14 protein-coding genes are annotated in these 20499 nt (G+C 62.6%); 9 read left to right on the top strand and 5 right to left on the bottom strand.

Annotation, left to right across the window (positions count from 1 at the left end):
- Positions 1–2 precede the first annotated feature (2 nt).
- The gene (locus FEV16_RS06900) at positions 3–1052 is read right to left on the bottom strand and encodes a UDP-glucose--hexose-1-phosphate uridylyltransferase (RefSeq protein WP_138166912.1); all 1050 of its coding nucleotides are present in this window, start codon (positions 1050–1052) and stop codon (positions 3–5) included.
- Between the two features lie 9 nt (positions 1053–1061).
- A complete protein-coding gene (galK, locus tag FEV16_RS06895; protein ID WP_138166911.1) occupies positions 1062–2225 on the bottom strand; it encodes a galactokinase in 1164 nt (387 codons plus the stop codon).
- Between the two features lie 86 nt (positions 2226–2311).
- Here galK and FEV16_RS06890 point away from each other — a divergent pair, with 86 nt between their 5' ends.
- Entirely contained in the window at positions 2312–4270 is a 1959-nt protein-coding gene (locus FEV16_RS06890) for a beta-galactosidase (RefSeq protein ID WP_138166910.1), read from the top strand.
- An 11-nt stretch (positions 4271–4281) separates the two neighbouring features.
- On the opposite strand, the gene FEV16_RS06885 is transcribed toward FEV16_RS06890, so the two are convergent.
- Positions 4282–5295 carry a magnesium transporter gene (locus FEV16_RS06885; protein WP_246657209.1) on the bottom strand — a complete coding sequence of 338 codons (1014 nt, stop codon included), beginning with the start codon at positions 5293–5295 and terminating at the stop codon, positions 4282–4284.
- 223 nt (positions 5296–5518) lie between these two features.
- On the opposite strand from FEV16_RS06885, the gene FEV16_RS06880 reads away from it, so the two are divergent.
- Both FEV16_RS06880 and FEV16_RS06875 read left to right on the top strand, forming a co-directional pair.
- Positions 5519–5872 (top strand): DUF5132 domain-containing protein, encoded by a 354-nt coding sequence (locus FEV16_RS06880; RefSeq protein ID WP_138166909.1) that lies wholly within the window; start codon positions 5519–5521, stop codon positions 5870–5872.
- Positions 5873–6316 (top strand): HMA2 domain-containing protein, encoded by a 444-nt coding sequence (locus FEV16_RS06875; RefSeq protein WP_138166908.1) that lies wholly within the window; start codon positions 5873–5875, stop codon positions 6314–6316.
- 2 nt (positions 6317–6318) lie between these two features.
- Here the strand turns inward: FEV16_RS06875 and FEV16_RS06870 are convergent, their stop codons facing one another.
- A complete protein-coding gene (locus tag FEV16_RS06870; RefSeq protein ID WP_138166907.1) occupies positions 6319–7500 on the bottom strand; it encodes a methionine adenosyltransferase in 1182 nt (393 codons plus the stop codon).
- Positions 7490–10528 (bottom strand): HAD-IC family P-type ATPase, encoded by a 3039-nt coding sequence (locus tag FEV16_RS06865; RefSeq protein ID WP_246657208.1) that lies wholly within the window; start codon positions 10526–10528, stop codon positions 7490–7492. Before FEV16_RS06865 ends, FEV16_RS06870 begins: the two co-directional genes overlap by 11 nt.
- Positions 10529–10992: 464 nt before the next feature.
- Here FEV16_RS06865 and FEV16_RS06860 point away from each other — a divergent pair, with 464 nt between their 5' ends.
- The 6 genes from FEV16_RS06860 (at position 10993) to FEV16_RS06835 (ending at position 20461) form a co-directional block, all read left to right on the top strand.
- Positions 10993–12135, top strand: a complete 1143-nt coding sequence (locus FEV16_RS06860; protein ID WP_138166906.1) for a catalase family protein — start codon at positions 10993–10995, stop codon at positions 12133–12135.
- On the top strand, positions 12123–13937 hold the full coding sequence (locus FEV16_RS06855; protein ID WP_138166905.1) for a cytochrome c: 1815 nt from the start codon (positions 12123–12125) through the stop codon (positions 13935–13937). Before FEV16_RS06860 ends, FEV16_RS06855 begins: the two co-directional genes overlap by 13 nt.
- Before the next feature lie 188 nt (positions 13938–14125).
- Complete coding sequence (locus FEV16_RS06850) at positions 14126–14752, top strand: GyrI-like domain-containing protein (protein ID WP_138166904.1); 627 nt, start codon at positions 14126–14128, stop codon at positions 14750–14752.
- Positions 14753–14899: 147 nt separating this feature from the next.
- Complete coding sequence (locus FEV16_RS17150; protein WP_138166903.1) at positions 14900–15706, top strand: hypothetical protein; 807 nt, start codon at positions 14900–14902, stop codon at positions 15704–15706.
- Positions 15627–17168 (top strand): DNA polymerase Y family protein, encoded by a 1542-nt coding sequence (locus FEV16_RS06840; RefSeq protein WP_348639975.1) that lies wholly within the window; start codon positions 15627–15629, stop codon positions 17166–17168. Before FEV16_RS17150 ends, FEV16_RS06840 begins: the two co-directional genes overlap by 80 nt.
- Positions 17165–20461, top strand: a complete 3297-nt coding sequence (locus tag FEV16_RS06835; protein WP_138166902.1) for an error-prone DNA polymerase — start codon at positions 17165–17167, stop codon at positions 20459–20461. Before FEV16_RS06840 ends, FEV16_RS06835 begins: the two co-directional genes overlap by 4 nt.
- Positions 20462–20499 lie beyond the last annotated feature (38 nt).

Genomic DNA, 20499 nt, shown 5'->3' with positions numbered 1-20499 from the left:
GCTCATGGGGCGGACCTGTCGAGATAATGGGTTTCGGAAACCTCGCGAAGTTGCGCGGCCGCCGTTTCCGGCGTGATGTCGCGCTGGGGTTCGCCCAGCATCTCGAAACCTACCATGAACTTTCGCACCGTCGCCGAGCGCAGCAGCGGCGGATAGAAATGCGCATGAAAATGCCAGTTCGCGTGAGGCGCGCCGTCCGTTGGCCGCTGGTGAAATCCCATCGAATAGGGAAAGTCGGTTTCAAACAGGTTGTCGTAGCGAATGGTGAGACGCCGAAGAATGTCGGCGAGCGCCATCGCCTCCTCGCCGGTAAGATCGGTAAAAGAGCCTATATGCCGCGTCGCCAGCACCATCGTTTCGAACGGCCAGATCGCCCAGAAAGGGACGAGCGCAACGAAGTGCTCGTTACGGCAAACAATCCGCTCGGCGAGCTTTTCTTCGAGCGCAAGATAATCGCATAGGAGACAGGATCCGTTCTGTGCCAGATATGCGCTCTGCCGCTCGGATTCCTTAGCCGCCTCATTCGGCATGCTGTGCGTCGCCCAAATTTGGCAATGCGGATGCGGATTGCTCGCGCCCATCGCTGCGCCGCGATTCTCGAAAATCTGGACGTAGTTGATCATGTCGAGAGCGCCGAGGCGCATCGTCTCGTCCCGCCACGCCTCGACGACGGGAACGATCTCTCGAACGCTCATGCGCGACAAAGTCAAATCATGGCGCGGCGAGAAGCACAGCACGCGGCACCGGCCGGGCTCCCCTTCGGCGATGAGCAATCCGTCTCGTGCGAATTCCTTCGCTGGCGTCTGGGACGTGAGCGCGGCGAAGTCGTTGTCAAAGGCGAAAACGCCCGTGTATCGCGGATTTCGTTCGCCATTCGCGCGCCCGTTGCCTGGACATAGATAACAGGACGGATCGTATCGGGGCCGATCTTCGTATCGGACCTTCTCCACCTGGCCTTGCCAAGGGCGGCTCGTCCGATGCGGCGAGACAAGAACCCATTCGCCAGTAAGCTGATTGAGCCGGCGATGCGAGGCGCTGCTCAGCAAGGACATGCGCCGCTCCTATAGGCCGGCGGGGCCGGCGCCCGGACCGGCGACGCAGGTAAGAATTTGAGGCGTAACGCCAGTCGCAGTTCGATACCTCTCGGCCATGGCCCGAACGAAAGCATCCGTGTGTTTCGCTTCAACAAGGTTAATGGTGCAGCCGCCAAAGCCGCCGCCCATCATCCGTGCGCCATAGACGCCCGGAAGCCTGTGCGCGATATCGACCATCAGGTCGAGTTCGGCGCAGCTTACCTCATAATCATCACGCAAGCTTTCATGCGAGAGATTCATCAGACGACCGCACTCCTTGAGGTCTCCCGCGTCGAACGCCGCCGCGGCGCGCAGCGTTCGATCAATCTCGCCGACCACGTGACGCGCGCGGCGGAAGACGCGTTCGGGCATTGCATCGCCGTGTCGCATGAGTTGGGGAAACGTGACGTCCCGTAATGCCGATATGCCGGCGATCCGCGTTGACAGCGCCGCGACCGCGCGCTCGCAGTCCTCGCGGCGCAAATTATATTCATCGCTCGCGAGCTGGTGGCGCACCATGGTGTCGCAAAGAACAAGACGCGCCTTCGGATCAATCACCACTTTCCGCGACGTGAGACTGCGGCAGTCAAGCAGCAGGGCGCTCCCTGCGACGGCGCAGCACGAAATATACTGATCCATAATGCCGCAGCGAACGCCGACGAATTGGTTTTCAGCGCGCTGGCAGATTTTGGCGAGTTCGACTCTATCGACCTCTGCCCCGGAAATCGTCAAAAGCGCAAAGCCTGCCGAGACTTCAAAGGCCGCCGAAGCCGAGAGCCCCGCGCCGATCGGGAGATTGCCGTCGAGGACGAGATCGACGCCGCTCAGCCTGTAGCCAGCCTTCTGGAGAAAGAGGGCGACGCCGCGGATATAATCGCTCCAGTCGCCGCGCGGCTGTGCGGCCGTGTCGTCCAGGTCGAATTCGACGACTTCGTCCATGATCAGCGAGCGTATGCGCAGACGGCGGTCGGGTCGCGGCGCAATTGCCGCCCAGATCGAGAGGTCGAGCGCCGCGGGCATGACAAAGCCGTCGTTGTAGTCGGTATGTTCGCCGATGAGGTTGAGGCGGCCGGGCGCCCGGAAAAGGCGAGGCTCGCGCTCGAAACTCTGGCGGAAGGCGGCAATCAGATCTCGCTCGATCCTGGACTCCATTCCAGCCACAGTTCCTTTGTCATTAAACCGTCAAGGCGAGCCCGCATCGAATCGCGGCAATAGGGAATTCAAATGATAATCTACACATGACACATCAACGCCTTGGCGTCTGCTACTATCCCGAACATTGGCCCGAGTCACGCTGGCGCGAAGACGCCGAGCTGATGAAGGGGATAGGTCTTTCTTTCGTTCGCATCGGCGAATTCGCCTGGTCGCGGCTGGAGCCGAGCGAGGGCGCCTATGATTTCGCTTGGCTAGCCCGCGCCGTCGATACGCTCGATCACGCAGGCCTCAAGATCGTGCTGGGAACGCCAACGGCGACGCCGCCGAAATGGCTGGTCGACAAGATGCCGGACATGGCCGCGCTCGATGCTGACGGCAGGCCGCGCAAATTCGGTTCCCGCCGACATTACTGCTTCAGCCATGAAGGCTATGCCCAAGAGTGCGACCGCATCGTGGAGCGTCTGGCGAGAACTTTCGGCGCGCATCCCGCCATCGCCGCGTGGCAGACCGACAATGAATATGGCTGCCATGACACCGTGCTGAGCTATTCGCAGTCGGCGCTACGGGCGTTTCGCAAATGGTGCGCGGCCAAATACCGTTCCATCGAAACGCTGAACACAGCATGGGGCAATGTTTTCTGGTCGATGGAATATCGAAGCTTCGATGAAATCGAGCTGCCCAATTTGACCGTCACCGAGGCCAATCCATCGCATCTGATGGATTTCCAGCGTTTTTCGTCGGATCAGGTCATCGCCTTCAACCGGCGCCAAACAGAAATCATCCGGCGCCATGCGCGTGACGCGACGATCCTTCACAATTTCATGGGGTCATTCGTCGACTTTGATCATTACGCCCTTTCAGATGATCTCGATGTGGCGGCGTGGGACAGCTACCCGCTCGGCTTTCTCGAACGCTCATCTCACAACAACGATTTCAAACTGCGCTACATGCGCGTCGGCGATCCCGACTTTCAGGCCTTTCATCATGACCTTTATCGCGCATGCGGGCGCGGCAGATGGCAAGTGATGGAGCAGCAGCCGGGACCGGTGAATTGGGCGCCGTGGAATCCGGCTCCCGCTGAAGGCGCTGTGCGGCTCTGGACCTTCGAGGCCTTCGCGGCGGGCGCCCAGACGGTGAGCTATTTTCGCTGGCGACAAGCGCCTTTCGCGCAAGAACAAATGCATGAAGGATTGCTGCTGCCGTACGCCGAGCCGAACGAGGGCTATCATGCCGTCGCGCGCGTTTCGCAGGAGCTCGCGGCCCTCGATGCGCGAGTCGAGAGAGCGCGCGCTCCCGTCGCGCTGATCTTCGACTATGAAAGCGCCTGGGCTTGGCGCATTGAACCGCAAGGTCAAGACTTTTCCTATTTCGATCTTGTGCTGTTCATTTACCGAGGTCTGCGGCGCGCGGGCCTTTCCGTAGACGTCATACCCGCAACTGCAACAGCGATCGCCGAACGCGCGCTGATCATCGCGCCCGCGCTCTTTGCGCCTTCTCAGGAATTCACAGAGGCGCTGGCGAAGAGCGGCGCGACGATATTGCTGGGTCCGCGCGCCGGATCGAAGACCGCCGACTTTCAAATACCGGCCAATCTGCCTCCCGGAGTTCTGCAAAGCCTGATCGACATTCGTGTCAGACGAGTCGAAAGCCTTCGTCCCGGCGCACGAGTCCCGGTCTCGGAATCTGGCGCCTTTGTGAGATGGCGCGAATTTTTGATTGTCGGCGAGAACGTTGAACGCGAGCTGACATCGGATGACGGCGAAATTGCGCTCGCGCGATGCGGCAATGTTTTCTATCTTTCTGGCTGGCCCGATGAAGAATTGCTGAAGAGCGTCCTGCGTCGCATTTTCCAGGCCGCTGGAATACCAACGCTCGATCTTTCGGAAGATATCCGTGTCCGGGATAATGGCGCTATACGTTACATCTTCAATTACGGAGCCGAGACAACGGATATCTCGGCGCTTATCGGCGAAGAAACTCTGTTGCTCGGCGAGCGCTTACTCGAACCCTGCGGCGTCGCCGCCTTCAGGCGCCGCGATTGATTGCGCGCGGCTCAAAACACGAGCCAAGAGGCGACGACAAAATAGGTCATGAGCGAGAAGGTGTCCTGCACCACGGTGGCGACCGGGCCGGAACCGAGCGCTGCGTCATAACCAAGCCTTGCAAAAAACCACGGCATTATAAATCCGAACGCCGTCGCAATGGTGCTCGCCACGGCCAGAGAAATCCCAACAGTGGCGGCGAGGCCGACGCTCGAAAAGAAAAACCAGACAATCGGGAAGGCAAGACAGCCGAGTATCGAGCCGAGCAGCGCGCCGGTGCCGAGCTCCCCAGCAAAGAGCGGCAACAGAGCCGAATCGGTCAGCGACAAGCCGCGGACGACCACGACTTCCGATTGCGTGCCGACGGAGTCGGCGAGATAGACGATCGCCGGGATGAAGAACGCAACCGCGATATGAGCGCTCAGCGCGGTTTCAAAGCGCGACATCATTGCGGTCGCCGCCGCGCTGCCCGTCATGCCGACGAGCAGCCAGGGCAGTCGATAAAATGCGCGCCTGTGCGGCGGCGCAGTGAGGGCGTCTTTGGCGGCCTCCGACTTGTCGAGGATGCCCGCCATATGATGCAGATCCTCAATGTGCTCGTCGCGCAAAATCGTCATCAAGGCCCGCGCCGGCACCGCGCCGAGAAATCTTCCCTCCGCATCGCAGACAGCCAATATCGAAAGCCCCGAGCGAATGGCGGCGCTCGCCGCATCTTCGCGGTCCGCGTCAAAGGAAACGCTATAGGCCTCAGCCGCTCGTGCAATGTCCCGCAGCGGCGTCGCCTCCTCCGCGCCAAGAAGATCTCGTATGGCGACGACGCCGACGAGACGGCTGTCTTCGCAAAGCACGAACACATGAGAGGCGTCGTCGAATCGCTGTCCGATGAAACGGGCCCGCACTTCGCCCGCGTTCTCCCACCATCCGGCCACTGGGACACAAGTGACGAGATAGCGCTGCACAGTCTGGCCGTTCGACACTACCGGCGTCGCGTGGCTGGGCGTCAGGATACGGGACATTACGGTCATGGCTCTTGTGGCGCTTTGGAGAATCGAGGGCTCTCGGCTGGGTACGCTCCGCACAGCCGCAGCTCATAGGAACGCGCCATATTACAATGATGTGACGCCTTGCAATGATGTGACGCCGCCTCACGCTCCGCGGGCTTTTCGCGGATGCATCAATCGTTGCATAATAGCGCGTTCCTGCGTCGCCGCTTTGGCTTCCTGGAGCGGATCGGACGGAGTCGAAGTGATGAAACCCTTTGGATTTGCATTGGGCGCTCTGACAGGGGCCGCCGCCGTTTTGCTCCTCAACCGTCAGGGAACGCAGCGCATGCGCCCGGTCGCTAAAGCGGCGCTGAAAGCCGCGATGATGGCCTATCACGAGGCGCGCGTGCAGGGCGCGGAGCTGGCCGAAGCCGCCGAGGATCTCTTCGCCGAAGCGAAGGTCGAAGCCGCCGCCGATATTTTTGCCGCAGCGATGGCCGCGGCTCAGGCGAAAGCTGCACAAGCGAAGCGCGAAACGAAGTCCGAAAAGGCCTCAAAGTCTGAAAGCGGCGCCCCGGCGGGCGAAACGTCCGCCTCGCGGGCGGGCGAGAGCGCGTAAATGGGCGACGCAATTCTGCCGTTGGCGCAAGTCGCCCACGCCATGCCGGGCCGCGCGCGGCTGCGCATTGCCGACCGTCGCGGCGACGCCGCTTATTTCGCCTCAGTGTCAAAGGCCCTTTCGGCCATCGCCGGCGTTCGCGCCGTCGAAGTGGCGCCGATGACGGGCAGCGTTCTCATTCAGCACAGCGGTCCCTTGGCGCGCATCGGCGTTGCGGCGCAGGAAGCGCGTCTGTTTGTCGTCGGGGAAGCGCCGCAGATCACGCGCGAAACCGCCGAAATTTCGATCGACCCGAAGATCGTCGCGGCGCTCGCGCTCTTTGCCGCGGCGCTCTGGCAAATGTCGAAGGAACGAGTCTGGCCGCCGGCGATCACGCTGCTTTGGTATGCGACCCGCCTGGGCGGCGTCTGGTCGCTCGATGGCGACGGCGACAATGGCGAGTAGGCCTAGCTCTTTAGCGCGTCGATAACGTCGGTCGCTTCCCACGGCAGATCGAGATCGGCGCGGCCAAAATGTCCGTAGGTCGCAAGCGGAAGATAAAAGCCGGCTGCGCCGGACGCCGCAGGCGCCGTGCGCAAGCCGAAGCGGCGGACGATCGAAGCCGGCCGGAAATCCAAAAGCTCCCCGACCCGTCCCGCCAGTTTCTCATCCCCAAGACGCCCGGAGCCGAAAGTCTCAACCGAGAGGCTGAGCGGCTTCGCCTGCCCTGCCGCGTAAGCCAAATGGACTTCGCAACGCTCTGCGAGCCCTGCCGCGACAATGTTCTTGGCGGCGTGCCTTGCGGCATAGGCGCCGGCGCGTTCGACGCGCGAAGGGTCCTTGCCCGAAAGCGCTGAGCCGCTCTGGCGCGCGATCTCGCCATAGGAGTCGATCCCGTTCTTGCGTCCGGTCAGCCCTGCATGACGCGCAGGACCTCCAATTTCGAATGGTTCGCCGGCGTTGACCTGAACCTTCGTCTGAGCGTCCGGCCCCATATTGCCAATAGAAAGAGCATCAAGCGCGATCGCACGCAATTGTTCGAACTTGTCTTCGTCCAGCGCCGCGCCGTCGAACGCCACGGTCAGCGACACGCCGTGAATGCGCGATGGACGACCGCCGTGAAACTCCACGGACACTTGCGTCTTGGCGTCAGGCGAAAGCGAGGAAAATCCGTTGCGCCGAGCGGCGTCAAGCGCTCGCGCGACTCTATGTGCAAGACTGATCGGCGCCGGCATGAATTCTGGCGTATCGCGGCAGGCGTAACCGAAGACATTGGCTTGCTCATGCGCGACGCGCCTGCCGATCGCTTCGTCATCGTCGAGCTCCCAAAGCGGCGGCTCGCGCGCGTCGAGCGGCATTTCGACAAAGCTTGTCAGAATCGAACAATTGCGCGCGTCGAAAATCCCGGCGGCATAGCCGGCGTCTTGCATCACCGCGCGGGCAAGCGCGGGTAAATCGACGAGCGCGTCGGCGGCGTACCGTGCGGCAAGAAACAAAATGCCCGTCGCGAGCGCGCATTCGACGGTCGCGCGCGCACGCGCGTCTTCGCGCAGCAGCGCGTCGATGGCTGCGTCGCTGATCTGATCGCAAAGCTTGTCGGGATGGCCTGGCGTCACCGACTCCGACGTGAAGATCATGTCAGGAGACATGGCTTTCTCCGCTGGCGCGCGGCGGCGCCGCTTCGCGATTCGCAATTCGACCGATGATATCGTTAGCGAGGGAACTGCCGAGTGCGATTGCGCCGATCCGCAATAGATCGCCCGCTCCGAGCGGCGATAGGCCCAAAAGGCGCCGAGTGAAGGGAAAGAGCTGCACGCCCGCCTGCAGCAACAGGGTCGCGCCGACGCCCACATATAGCGTCGCATTGGGGGGCCTGCCAATCTCTGAGCTCAAGCCGCGTAGCTCGGAACGACAGGACAGGCTGTGGAGCAGCTGGCCGCAGGTCAAGCCATGAAAGGTGACAGTGTTGGCGCGCGCGCCGCCAGCGCCGCCGCCAAGACTGAAGTAGCTGGCGAGCGCCGCAGCGCCCATGACTGATCCCTCCCGAAGAACGCGACGGAAATCGGACGCCGCCAGAATTGGCGCCTTCGGATCATGCGGCGGCTTGTCGAGAACGTCTGCCTCCGGGGGCTCCACGCCCAGCGCAATCGCCGGCAGGGCGTCGGTCGCCAGATTGAGCCAGAGCAGCTGCATCGGCGTCAACGGCTCGCCGCCGACAAGCGCGGCGCCGAACATAACGATGGTCTCGGACGCATTCGTCGAAACGAGATAACGCAGAACCTTGCGGATGTTGGCGTAAGTGGCGCGGCCCAGTCTTATGGCCTCGACGACGCCGTCCATATCGTCTGAGGCGAGCACGATGTCGGCGACCTGACGGGCGACGTCGGCGCCCTCTCCCCCCATGGCGATGCCGACGTCCGCGGCCCGCAAGGCCGGGCCGTCGTTGACGCCATCGCCAGTCATCGCGACGATATGGCCGTGTCCTTGCAGCGCCTTGACGATGTTGAGCTTATCGACGGGGCTGACGCGCGCGAAGACTTGCGGCTGCCTCGCCAGCGCCTCGAGCATCTCGGGCTGCATTTTCGCCATCTGCCCGGCTTCGAGCACGCGCAATTCGCCGCCGTCATTGAGATCGAGCCGCCGCGCGATGGCGAAGGCCGTCGCGCTCTGATCGCCGGTGATCATCACCGTGCGCACGCCGGCGCGATGCAGCTGTCTAAGCGCCGGCGCGACGCTCGGCCGAATAGGATTCGCCATGCCCGCGAGGCCGAGCCATATGAGATCCCGTTCATCACGGGGATCGCCGCCGGCTTCACTGATCGCGACCCCAAGCACCCGCAGCGCGTCTCCGGCCATGCGTTCATTGGCTTTGAGAATGGCTCTGCGCGCCGCTTCATCGAGGGGTGTGACCCCGTTAGCGGTCCTGCGCGTCGCGCAGCGCGCGAGGACCTCGACCGGATCGCCTTTGACGCAGAGAATGCGCGGACCATCCCCTGCTTCGTGGAGCGTGCTCATGCGCTTGCGCCCTTCGCCGCGCGCCACGCATGTCACTGTAAAGGCACACCGACGCAGACCGACAGGATCGATCCCCATCGCCACGCCAGCTTCGACCAACGCAGTTTCCGTCGGCGTGCCATCGATCTCCCAGCCTTTTGACGCAGGCCTTACGCCAGCGTCGCTGCAGAGAGTCGCAACCTCGAACAGGCGGCGCGCAATGGCGATCGCATCGGCAGGCGCATCCGCCCCATCGCGCAAGAGGCGCCCATCTCGCAATTCGAAGGCCGCGCCATCCACATGAACGCCGACCGTCGCCATGCGATTTTCGGTAAGCGTGCCAGTCTTGTCGAGCCCAATTGCTTCAATGGCCCCAAGCGTTTCGACGGCGTCGATTTTGCGGACCAACACCTTGCGCTTGCGCATGTCCTGCACGCCCAAGGCGAGCGTTGTTGTCGCAACCGCCGGCAGCCCCTCGGGAATGGCGGCGACCGCAAGCGAGATCGCGCTGCGCAAAGTGGGAATAAGCCCGTGGCCACGTAAGAGGCCAAGAGCGAAGACGCTCGCGCAGATAATGCCGTTTATGACGACAAGTTCGCGCTCAACTTCGCCGAGTTCGCGCTGGATGGGAGTCGGCGGCGGCCGCAACGCGCCGAGCAATTGCTGCACACGGCCGATCTCCGTGTGCGCCCCAACCGCAGTGACGATCGCCACGCCGGATCCGCCAGTCACTGCTGTTCCGCGAAACACCATATTGCGGCGATCCGGGACCCCCGTGTCCAACGACAAAACGAGTTTTTCGTCTTTGGGCGCGGGTTGAGCCTCGCCGGTCAGCGGCGATTCGTTCACCGTCAAATCGTCGCTGGCGATCAAGCGCGCGTCTGCCGCAACGAAAGCGCCGCGCTCGATCAACAAGAGGTCGCCCGGCGCGAGGTCACGCGCATCAATCTCCAGTCGCGCGCCATCGCGGATGACGACGGCGTCCGACAGCTCCTCGCCAGCAAGGCTCGAAATCGTGCGATCGGCCTGACGCTCAGTGGCCGTAGCGATCCCGGCGTTGACGAGCACCACGGCGGCGATCATCACCGCGTCGGCGACGCCGCCGGTCGCCAGCGACACCGCCGCCGATGCAGCGAGCAAGGCGACGGGCAGGCTGGTCATCTGCTCAGCAAAAATACTCGCAGTCGAACGCGGTTCTGCGCGGCGGAGCTCGTTGCGCCCCCATTTCTCCAACCTTGCCGTGGCTTCTTCTCTGGTTAAACCTCGAGCAATGTCTGTCTCCAGTCGCACGGCGAGCGCGTCGGCAGTCTCGGCATGCGCGGCGTGTTCCGCCATTGGCGACGCGCCCTCGCCAGATTCCCATGTCGGCTCTTCGGCGATGACCGATTCGAGCGCTTGGATCAAACGCGCGCTTGTGAGCGGCTGCTGAAATTCAATGAGAGTCGAACCCGTCAGTTCGCTTGCGCGAATATAGAGAACGCCGGGAAGGCGCCGAAGTCGCCCCTCCACGGCCCGCGCTAGCGGCGCCCGGCCGCGCAGTCCCATATGGCGAATACGGATTCGACCCGGACAAGCGCTATGAATAAGCTCGGCGCAAAATTGCGCGCGAGTCTCGACGCCGAAGCGACGCGAATTTACGGGAGCGTTATCTGAGTCCGTTTCGGCCAGGATCATCGAGCACATTGTCTGGAGCGCATCGAAGCCCGCTTTTCACGACCGTTCGATGACATCTGCGCCGTTGCGAATGCGCTCCCACAACAACCATTTTTTGCCGAGCGGCGCCCCGGCGCAAGCGCGATCTGCAATGCAGCAAAGCATCCTGCGATTTGGGGAACCGCCACTATAGTGGCGTGCAGAAGAGGCGCAACTGGCGGGCGCCATGTCGCGCAAATAAGGCCTCCTTGCGTGGCCGTGCGAAACGGCCGCCGGCGGAACCTTAACGAGCGTTCCCGCGTTCCCCACTGAAAGCGAGCTTATCCGACTTTGTTGGCTCCAAAATCGAGAGAAGTTGATTTCGTCTATTCAGATGGGGGTGGGCGAGTGAGTTTTTGACAAACTGCTTTCGGCGACGTTCGTCACGGCCAGGCTTGCGGTCGCGACAAGCGATCCCTTCGCACAATCAACATGGAATTTGAAGGGGAGGAATCATGATCAAGAGACGCGCCGCGTCGGTCGGGGCGGCCACCCTGTTGGCAATTTTCGCCACTCCGCATCAGGCCGCCCGAGCCGAAGAGGCGGGCGCCGCCGCAACGTCGTCCCCGCTGACGAAATTCGAAAAAGCGCCGCAAGGCGAAGCCGAGCAGATTGCGCAAATCATTGACCTCACTACGCAGCTTCTGCAGATGCGCTATCCGGAGGGCATGGCGCGGCGCGGCGTGCATCCGAAGGATCACGGCTGCGTCAAAGCGACATTCACGGTCAATCCTGACATTCCCGAGAATTATAAAGTTGGCGTATTCGCAACGCCCGGCAGAAAATATTCGGCATGGATTCGCTTTTCGAACGCCACGCCCTTTCTCGCGCCTGATCTTGGCAAGGGCGGCCCCGACAGCCGCGGCATGGCGATTAAGCTGATCGGCGTCGAAGGCGATACGCTACTGAATGAACCTGGCGCCAAGACGCAAGACTTTCTGCTGATCAATCTTCCCGCCTTCGCCTTTCCCAATGTGTCCGAATATTTGCAAGTCACGAAAATTCAGCTCGCCAAACACGACGACATAACGTCATTTTTTGCGCCGCCCCTGTCGCCTGAAAAATTGAAGACGGCGGCGGTCGTCAAGAAGATCAAGCAAACCAGTCTCGGCGATCCCCTCGAGAGTCCGTATTTTTCCGCGGCGCCATTCCTCTATGGCGCGGACAAGGTCGCGAAATTCAGTGTCACGCCACGCAGCGCTGAGAAAACGCCTGTCCCGGAAAATCCAAGCACGAATTATCTGCGTGAGGCGATGAAGAAAAGCCTCGATCCCGCAATTGGCAAGCCGGCCATCTTCGATTTCAGGGTGCAGCTGCGCAACGACGATTCGCTGCCGATCGAAGACGCGACCGCTGAATGGCCCGAGACGACGGCGCCGCCGCAAAATGTCGCGACGATTGAGATCGATCAGCAAAATTTTGACAATCCGCTCCAGGTGACCGAATGCGAGCATATGGCCTTTACGCCATGGCATGGGCTGACGGCGCATCAGCCGATCGGCGGAATCAATCGGCTGCGTCGCGGCGTCTACATCGCCTCTTCCAAATTCCGGTCCCAGCCCAAAGAGCCAACGGGATTTCCAAAATGGCCATGGTGACTCTCGCACGAATTTTCTCGCGCGTTTCGCTCATCGCGTGCCTCGCGCAGGCGTCGTACGCTTATTTCAACGCGCCGGCTTTGGGGCAAACGGCGCCCGCCGGCGAGTGGCGGGCGGAACAAGAAAGACGCATGAATGCGCTCGACGGCTACATCAGCCGCAAGCCAGTCGCTTACCGGTGGTTTGCGGATTTTCCCTTTGGCCTCACGGACGGCGCGCCGTTTATTATCCTGAAGCTCTTGCCGAAGCTCGCGCCCGAAGAATGGGGAAGCGCGAATAATTTTCTCGACGTCGCCGGCCTTTTCGTCGACGAGCGCGACCCCGCCTACCCCATTGCGCGCGGCTTTGGTTGGACCGGACTGGCGCGCGACGATCCAAACGGCCGCCTCGATTACGCAGCTTTGAGTTGCGGCGCCTGCCATATCGGTCGCGTGCGCCTCGATGACGGCAGTTTTCGCTATCTCGACGGCGGCGTGAACGCGCAGTTCAATCTCGTTCAGTATCGCGTCAGGGTCAGGAACACGATTAAGAAGATCACCGCGGGCGCAACGACTCCCGAGGAGAAAACCGAACAGGCGACGAAGGCGGTCCTTGCAGCGCTTGACATGGTTCATGCGCAGGACAGGAATTACTTCTACAAGAATTACACATTTGCAGGCCGCCGGTTCGACGCCGCCTATGAGGCTCGGCAGATCGAACTCTTCAAACAGAACGCTCCTGCGATCATCGGCAAATACCTTGCCCGCGCCGGGCTGGAATATGTCTCGCTCCTCGATCTCGTCTACAAGAACTACAAAGGCTTCGAGGAGCAGATGACGCAAGGCTTCGGCGGGATGGCCGACGCAACCGGCGTCAGCACGTCGATGGCCTATGCCGCCGCCGAAGCGCGCGGCGAAAATCCTGATCCGAAGACAAACCTGCCGCCGACGCCAGGCATCACTGACTTTATGGCTGTCTGGGAACAGGAGAAGCGCCTGGCGCGCTGGTCTCCGGATCACATGCAGCTTATCGACGGCGGCGGCCAGTGGAACGGCAATATCCCCATTCCGATCTTCCGCAACCTTGCGGCGGAATTAACTCTGGGACTTGGACCCGACACCGACATTCGCATCGCCGCCTTCAGCGAGGATTTGCTGCGCGATCTGCCGGCGCCCGTCTACCCCTTCCCCGTCGATCTCGCGCTCGCGAAAAAAGGCGCGGCGCTCTTTGATGAAAATTGCGCGGCGTGCCATCGGCCGCATAACGGCAAGGTCTATGACTTAGGCACTGACCTTGGGCGGGCCCGCGTCGTCAGCGAAGCAATCGCGAAAAATGCCCGCGACAGCTTCACGAAGATTTGTCCGCCGACGAGAGTCGTCGAGATGCCGCCCTCAGGGGATCGGATCGCGCCTTGCGCGAAGTTTGAAGGCGTGTCGCTGGAGAACCGCGCCGACGTCTCCATGGCCGATCCCGCGACGCATGACGGCTATAACGCCCTTCCGCTCGGCGGCGTGTGGGCGCAAGCGCCTTATTTGCACAATGGCTCGGTGCCGACGCTCTATCATCTCCTCGTTCCGCGCGAGCGCCCGGCCGTCTTCATCAAGAGCCGGCTCGATTACGACAAGAAGCTCGTCGGCTTCTCTTGGGAGCCGGCGCAGACGCTCTCGCGCGAGGGCTATCGGTTCGACACGACGTCCTTTCCGGCGCTCTCCAACAAGGGGCACGACAAGGACGTCGTCGAGGACGGCAAGTCCATGAAGCTCGATTGGTCGGACGACGTCGCTGGCGCCATGGCCATCGTCGAATATCTGAAGACGAAGTGATACGGATTCCTGTTGATCCGTTTGCCTGAACCGCGTCATTCCCGGCAGGCTGAAAGGCCTGATCGGGAATCCAGTGCCAAAAAGAACATTGGCATTGCTCGGGATTCCCGAGCGCGCGCCTTACGCGCGCGTCGGGAATGACAGCCGAGCCGTTCAAAAGGATTTCATATCAGCGTGAGAAAGCCGATATGGACAAGATCGATTTCAAGAAGAAGCTTTCAACGCTCTACAGCGCGCCGACTGGCGAGTTTGTGACCATCGACGCGCCGATCCTGCAATTCGTCAAGATCGATGGGAATGGGGATCCCAATCGTGCGCCGGCCTATGCGCGCGCCATCGAATGCCTGTATGCCGTCAGCTACGCGATCAAATTCGCCGCGAAAGCGAGATTGCAGAAAGATTATGTCGTCCCGCCCCTCGAAGGGCTGTGGTGGGCCGACAATCCCGACGATTTCGTCAAGCGCCGGAAACATCTGTGGCGGTGGACGATGATGATTCTGGCGCCGGAATTCATCGACCGATCCATATATGAAGCCGCCCTGTCGAAATCGGGCGACAAGCTGGGCGAACCGCCGCCATCGCTGCGCTTTGAGCCGTTGAATGAAGGGCGATGCCTGCAGACGTTGCACATCGGCGGCTATGACGACGAAGGTCCGACGCTCGCCAGGCTTCACAATGAGATCATGCCCGCCAAAGGCGTGACTTTCGCGGGACCCCATCACGAAATCTATCTGAGCGACGCGCGCAGGACGCCGCCGGAAAAGCTCCGGACGATCCTGCGGCAACCGATCAAGAGCGTCGGCGAGACGGGGTAGTGGGTCAGTTTGAGATGGACGCCGTCATAGATGCAGACGCGCCGAAGCCGGCAAACCACATCGAAACCGAAACGCCATGAGCCCGCTCCCCGCCCTTGACTCTCCCGCCTCGGGAGTCATTATAAGAACATAACAGGAACATATGAGATGACCCATCCGCTGGCGTCGCTGCGGAAAAGCCTGGCTTGCGCCTACTCGGCCACAGCGTCCGAGACCATCGCGCTCGGCGCGGCGAGCCTCGATCAGCGGCTCGGCGGCGGGATTCTGCGCGCGGCGCTGCATGAGGCCTATGCCGAAACCGCCGCCGACGCCCCGGCGGCGACAGGCTTCGCTCTGGCGCTCGCCAGGCGCGCGATGGCGGGCGCCGAAAAGCCGCTGCTCTGGGCGCGGCAGGAGGCCCTGACCGCCGAATCCGGCGCGCCCTATCTGCCGGGCCTCGCCGACATTGGCCTCGACCCCGCCGCCGTCGCCTTCATTCGCGTGCGCGACGCAAAGGAGGCGCTGCAGGCGGGCGCAGAAGCCGGACGCTGCGCCGCCGTCGGCGCGACTCTGATCGAACTCTTTGGCGAAGCGCGCGCCTATGATTTGACCGCGAGCAGGCGCCTCGCCTTGGCGGCCGCCGCCGCCGGCGCGCCGATCTTCATCGCGAGAGTCGCCGCCTCCCCTGCGCCGAGCGCCGCCGCGAGCCGCTGGCTCGTGCGTTCGGCGCCTTCCCGCGCGCTTGCGGCGAATGCGCCGGGATCTCCGGCTTTTGCGATTTTTCTGCTGCGCCAGCGTGGCGGCGCGGCGGGGCAAGAGTGGCATGAGTGGCGTGTGGAGTGGAACCGTGACCGTGGCGCCTTCGAGGACAGAACATTCGACGCACCGTCGCTATCTGGCCCTGTGGCTTCCCTTCCTGTCGGCGGAGCGTCTGGCGAAGGCGCGCGGCAGGCGGCCAAACGCAAGTACGGATGACGCGCCGCTCGTCCTCGTCAAAAAAGAACGCAGCGCGCTGCGCGTCGACGCGCTCGATCGAAAGGCGATCGCGCTCGGCCTGACGCCGGGCATGACGCTCGCCGACGCCAGGGCCCGCGCCCCCCATCTCTCAGTCGCGCAGGCCGACGAGGCGGCGGATGAGCGGTTGATGCTGGGTCTTGCCGCCTTCTGCGAACAGTTCACGCCGCTCGTGGCGGTCGATCCGACTTGCGGCCTCATGCTGGACGTAACCGGCTGCGCGCATCTTTTCGGCGGCGAGGCCGCGATGCGCGCCTGCGTCCTGCAGGCGATGGCGCGCCTCTCCTTCACGGGTCGCGTCGCCGTCGCCGGAACGCCAGACGCCGCGCGCGCCTTGGCGCGTTTTGGCGCAGAAGGCGTCACGCCTCCGGGCGAGGACGAAAATTTCACCCGCCCGCTGTCCATCGCCGTGCTCGAAGCGCCAAGAGAGACGAGCGTCGCGTTGACGCGCGCGGGCCTTATGACCTTAGGCGATCTCGCTGATCGTTCCTCGGCCGCGTTGACGGCGCGTTTTGGCGCCGAGACGATGCGGCGGCTGACGCGCATTCTGGGACGCGAAGACGCGCGCATCACGCCCTTGCGGCCCTTGCCGGAATGCATAGTCGAGCGGCGCTTCGCCGAACCCTTCCTCGATCTCGCCGCGATAGAGAATGTTCTGCGCCCGCTGATCGCGGAAGCGATGGGCATTCTCGAAAAGCGCGGCGAGGGCGGCCGCGCTTTTGAAGCGCGCTTCTTTCGCGCCGACGGCGCCGTCGCGGCCCTCAATTTCGAAACCGGCGCGCCCTCGCGCAATGTCGAGGCGCTTCTGCGGCTCTTCAGGCTCAAGGCCGACTCGCTCACAGACCCGCTCGATCCGGGATTCGGCTTCGACGTCATCCGCTTTTGCGTCTTGCGCGCCGAAACTCTGGCGCAAAGCCAGATCGGCTTCGAGCGGCAAGGCGCGCAAGAGAGCGATGTCGCCGATCTCGTCGATCGCCTCGCAGCGCGTTTTGGCCGCGAACGTGTGCTGCGCTTTGCGGCGCATGAGACGCATGATCCCGTACGTGCCGCCTCCTATGTTTACGCCGCAGCGTCTCCTTCTTCCCGGCCCAGTTCCTGGGAGAAGCCGGAGCCGGGCGAGCCGCCCTTGCGGCCATTGTTTCTATTCGATCCGCCGCAGCCCATCGAAACCATGGCTGAGACGCCGGACGGGCCGCCGATGCATTTCAAATGGCGCCGCGTGCGCCACATGATCGCCCGCGCCGAAGGGCCGGAGCGCATCGCGCCAGAATGGTGGCGCGGCCCGGTCGGCCGCGACAGACGAACGCGCGACTATTACCGGCTGGAGGATCGCAAAGGCCATCGCTTCTGGGTGTTTCGCGAGGGCCTCTATGAAAGCGAAACCGCCGCGCCACGCTGGTTTCTGCATGGGCTTTTCGCATGAGCGCGCCTTTCGCAGAGCTCGTCGCCGCGACGAATTTCTCCTTCCTGCGGGGCGCGTCGCATTCGTCAGACATGGTTCTGACGGCGCTGCGGCTCGGCCAGAACGGCATCGGAATCGCCGACCGCAACAGCGTCGCCGGCGGCGTGCGCGCCTATGCGGCGCTTAAAGAGCTGCGCGAAAAATTGCGCGATCCGCCGGCAGGCGACGATGCGGCGCTTCTCGCTGAGCTTAGCGCAGAGCGCATCCATTCCTTCAAGCTTGTCGTCGGCGCGCGGCTCATCTTCGCTGATGAAACGCCCGACATCGTCGTTCATCCGCAAAATCGCAACGGCTGGGCGAGGCTCACGCGGCTGCTGACGACAGGGAATCTGCGCGCCAAAAAAGGCGAATGCCATCTTTTTGTCGACGATCTCGCGCATGCCGCGCGCGATCTTTTGTTGATCGTCATGCCTTCGCGCAATCTCTCTCGTCTGCAGTCAACGCTCGCGCGCCTCAACGATCTCGCGCAGGGCGACGTCTGGCTCGGCGCGACCATGCCGCGGCGCGGCGACGATCGGCGGCGCCTTGCAAGACTGAAAGAAATCGCCGCGCGAACGCGGACGCCGTTAATTGCGACGAATGACGCGCTTTACGCCGATCCCGGCCAGCGCGATCTGCAGGACGTGATGACCTGCATTCGCGAGGGCGTGACGCTCGCGCACGCCGGGCGCCGGCTGGAGGTCAACGCCGAGCGCCATTTGAAGACGCCCGACGAAATGACGCGTCTCTTCGCTGACGCGCCGGAGGCGATCGATGAAACCCAATGTTTTCTGGCGCGCGTCGATTTCTCGCTCGATCAATTGACATATGAATATCCGGACGAGCCTGTGCCCCCTGGGCGCAATCCCCAGGAATGGCTCGAGGAGCTGACCTGGCGCCATGCGGCGATGCGCTATCCCGACGGCGTGCCGGAGAAGGTCGAGACGCTCCTGCGCGAGGAGCTGACGCTCATCAAGACGCTCGACTACGCGCGCTATTTTCTCACCATTCACGACATCGTGCGGATCGCCGAAGACAAGGGGATTCTCTGTCAGGGGCGCGGCTCCGCCGCCAATTCCGCCGTCTGCTATGTGCTCGGCGTCACCAGCGTCGATCCGGCGGAGAATGATCTGCTCTTCGCCAGATTCATCTCGCAGGAGCGCAAGGAGCCGCCCGACATCGACGTCGATTTCGAGCATGAGCGGCGCGAGGAGATCATCCAGCATATTTACGCGAAATACGGCCGCGAGCGTGCGGGACTCGTCGCAACCGTCATCAGCTATCGGCCGCGCAGCGCCATTCGGGAAGTCGGCAAGGTCTTCGGACTGACCGAGGATGTGACCGCCGCGCTCGCCAGCACGCAATGGGGCAGTTGGGGCTCCAACATTCCGCAGGCCTACATCCGCCAAACAGGACTTGATCCCGAAAATCCCATTATCCGCCGCGCCATTCATTTTGCGACGCGGCTGCTCGGCTTTCCGCGTCATCTCTCGCAGCATGTCGGCGGTTTCGTTCTCGCGCGCGGGCGGCTCGACGAGCTGACGCCCATCGCCAACGCCGCGATGCCGGACCGAACTTTCATCGAATGGGACAAGGACGACATCGACGCGCTCGGTCTGATGAAGGTCGACGTGCTGGCGCTCGGCATGCTCACCTGCATTAGAAAATGCTTCGATTATTTGCGCGCCCATGAAGGAAAGGACATGGGCCTCGCCGACGTCCCGGCCGATGACGCGGCGACCTATGACATGCTGTGCAGAGGCGACTCGATCGGCGTCTTTCAGGTCGAGAGCCGCGCGCAGATGAACATGCTGCCGCGATTGAAGCCGCGTGAATTCTACGATCTCGTCATTCAGGTGGCGATCGTGCGGCCGGGACCCATCCAGGGCAATATGGTGCATCCCTATCTGCGCCGCCGCTCTGGAAGCGAGCCAGTGACCTATCCCTCGCCAGCGCCGGAGCACGGACCGGCGGATGAATTGCGCAAAGTGCTCGAAAAGACCAAGGGCGTGCCGCTCTTTCAGGAGCAAGCGATGAAGCTCGCCATGGTCGCGGCGAAATTCTCCGATGTTGAAGCCAATCGTCTGCGCCGCGCCATGGCGACCTTCCGCAATGTCGGCACGATCCATCAATTCGAGGCGATGATGGTCGAGCGCATGGCGGCGCGCGGCTATGATCGCGCCTTCGCGCAAAGCTGTTTCGAGCAGATCAAGGGTTTCGGCTCTTATGGCTTTCCCGAAAGCCACGCCGCATCCTTCGCCAAGCTCGTCTACATCTCCTCCTGGATCAAATGCCACCATCCGGCGATCTTCGCCTGCGCGCTGCTCAATTCACAGCCGATGGGCTTTTATGCGCCGGCGCAGATCGTGCGCGACGCGCGCGAGCATGGCGTCGACGTTCGCGCCGTCGATGTGAATTTCAGCGATTGGGACAATACGCTGGAGCGCGCGGACGATGGCGCTCTCGCGCTGCGCCTCGGCTTTCGGCAGGCGGACGGCGTGCACGAGAGCGAAGGAAGACGCATCGTCGAAGCGCGGACGAAGTGCTATGACAGCGTCGAAGATCTCGCGCGGCGTGCGGCGCTCAACGCCGCGACGATGCGCGCGCTCGCCGACGCCGACGCTTTCCGCTCATTGCAAAGCGACCGCCGCGACGCGCTCTGGGCCGTGCGGCGTCTGCCAGACGCGAAACCCCTGCCGCTCTTTGCGGCTGCTGACGCCCGCGAACTCGCCAGGGAAGAAGATCCGCTATTGCCGCCGATGTCGCTTGGCGAACATGTCGCGGCCGATTATCAGACGCTGCGGCTTTCGTTGAAAGCGCATCCAATGGCGGTGCTGCGGCCGATTTTCGCGCGCGAACGGATCATGGCCTGCGCGGAAGTTTCGGCGCTCGCCGACGGGGCCTTTGCGCGTGGAGCCGGCGTCGTGCTGGTGCGACAACGGCCGGGACAAGGCAACGCCATTTTTGTCACGCTCGAAGACGAAACCGGCGTTCTCAACATCGTCATCTGGGCGCGGCTCTTTGAACGCTACCGCCGCGAGTCGATGGCGTCACGACTCATGCTGGTGGAAGGAAGGGTGCAGAAAAGCCCGGAGAATGTCGTGCATCTAATGGCGCAGCGCATTATCGACCGCAGCCAGGAGCTCAATAGGCTGTCAGAGGCGCATCGTCCGGAAATCGTCCTGTCTCGCGCGGACGAATTTATCCACCCCCAGCATCCGCGCAGCCATCCGCGCAATGTGAGAATTTTGCCGAAGTCGCGCGATTTTCACTAGATCACGCTGCATTTGGGCGTAATCGCCCAAATGCAGCG

Origin of the sequence: Methylocystis sp. B8, assembly GCF_005771425.1 — a bacterium.
Classification (GTDB): Bacteria; Pseudomonadota; Alphaproteobacteria; order Rhizobiales; family Beijerinckiaceae; genus Methylocystis.
The sequence above is the reverse complement of the archived record's forward strand: the minus strand, read 5'-3'. Positions and strand labels throughout refer to the sequence as shown.

Coding starts and splice junctions, on each gene's coding strand:
- FEV16_RS06880 (WP_138166909.1), top strand. CDS start 5,519: ATGAAACCCTTTGGATTTGCATTGGGCGCTCTGACAGGGGCCGCCGCC.
- FEV16_RS06875 (WP_138166908.1), top strand. CDS start 5,873: ATGGGCGACGCAATTCTGCCGTTGGCGCAAGTCGCCCACGCCATGCCG.
- FEV16_RS06890 (WP_138166910.1), top strand. CDS start 2,312: ATGACACATCAACGCCTTGGCGTCTGCTACTATCCCGAACATTGGCCC.
- FEV16_RS17150 (WP_138166903.1), top strand. CDS start 14,900: ATGACCCATCCGCTGGCGTCGCTGCGGAAAAGCCTGGCTTGCGCCTAC.
- galK (WP_138166911.1), bottom strand. CDS start 2,225: ATGGAGTCCAGGATCGAGCGAGATCTGATTGCCGCCTTCCGCCAGAGT.
- FEV16_RS06885 (WP_246657209.1), bottom strand. CDS start 5,295: ATGACCGTAATGTCCCGTATCCTGACGCCCAGCCACGCGACGCCGGTA.
- FEV16_RS06865 (WP_246657208.1), bottom strand. CDS start 10,528: ATGTGCTCGATGATCCTGGCCGAAACGGACTCAGATAACGCTCCCGTA.
- FEV16_RS06850 (WP_138166904.1), top strand. CDS start 14,126: ATGGACAAGATCGATTTCAAGAAGAAGCTTTCAACGCTCTACAGCGCG.
- FEV16_RS06900 (WP_138166912.1), bottom strand. CDS start 1,052: ATGTCCTTGCTGAGCAGCGCCTCGCATCGCCGGCTCAATCAGCTTACT.
- FEV16_RS06870 (WP_138166907.1), bottom strand. CDS start 7,500: ATGTCTCCTGACATGATCTTCACGTCGGAGTCGGTGACGCCAGGCCAT.
- FEV16_RS06855 (WP_138166905.1), top strand. CDS start 12,123: ATGGCCATGGTGACTCTCGCACGAATTTTCTCGCGCGTTTCGCTCATC.
- FEV16_RS06860 (WP_138166906.1), top strand. CDS start 10,993: ATGATCAAGAGACGCGCCGCGTCGGTCGGGGCGGCCACCCTGTTGGCA.
- FEV16_RS06835 (WP_138166902.1), top strand. CDS start 17,165: ATGAGCGCGCCTTTCGCAGAGCTCGTCGCCGCGACGAATTTCTCCTTC.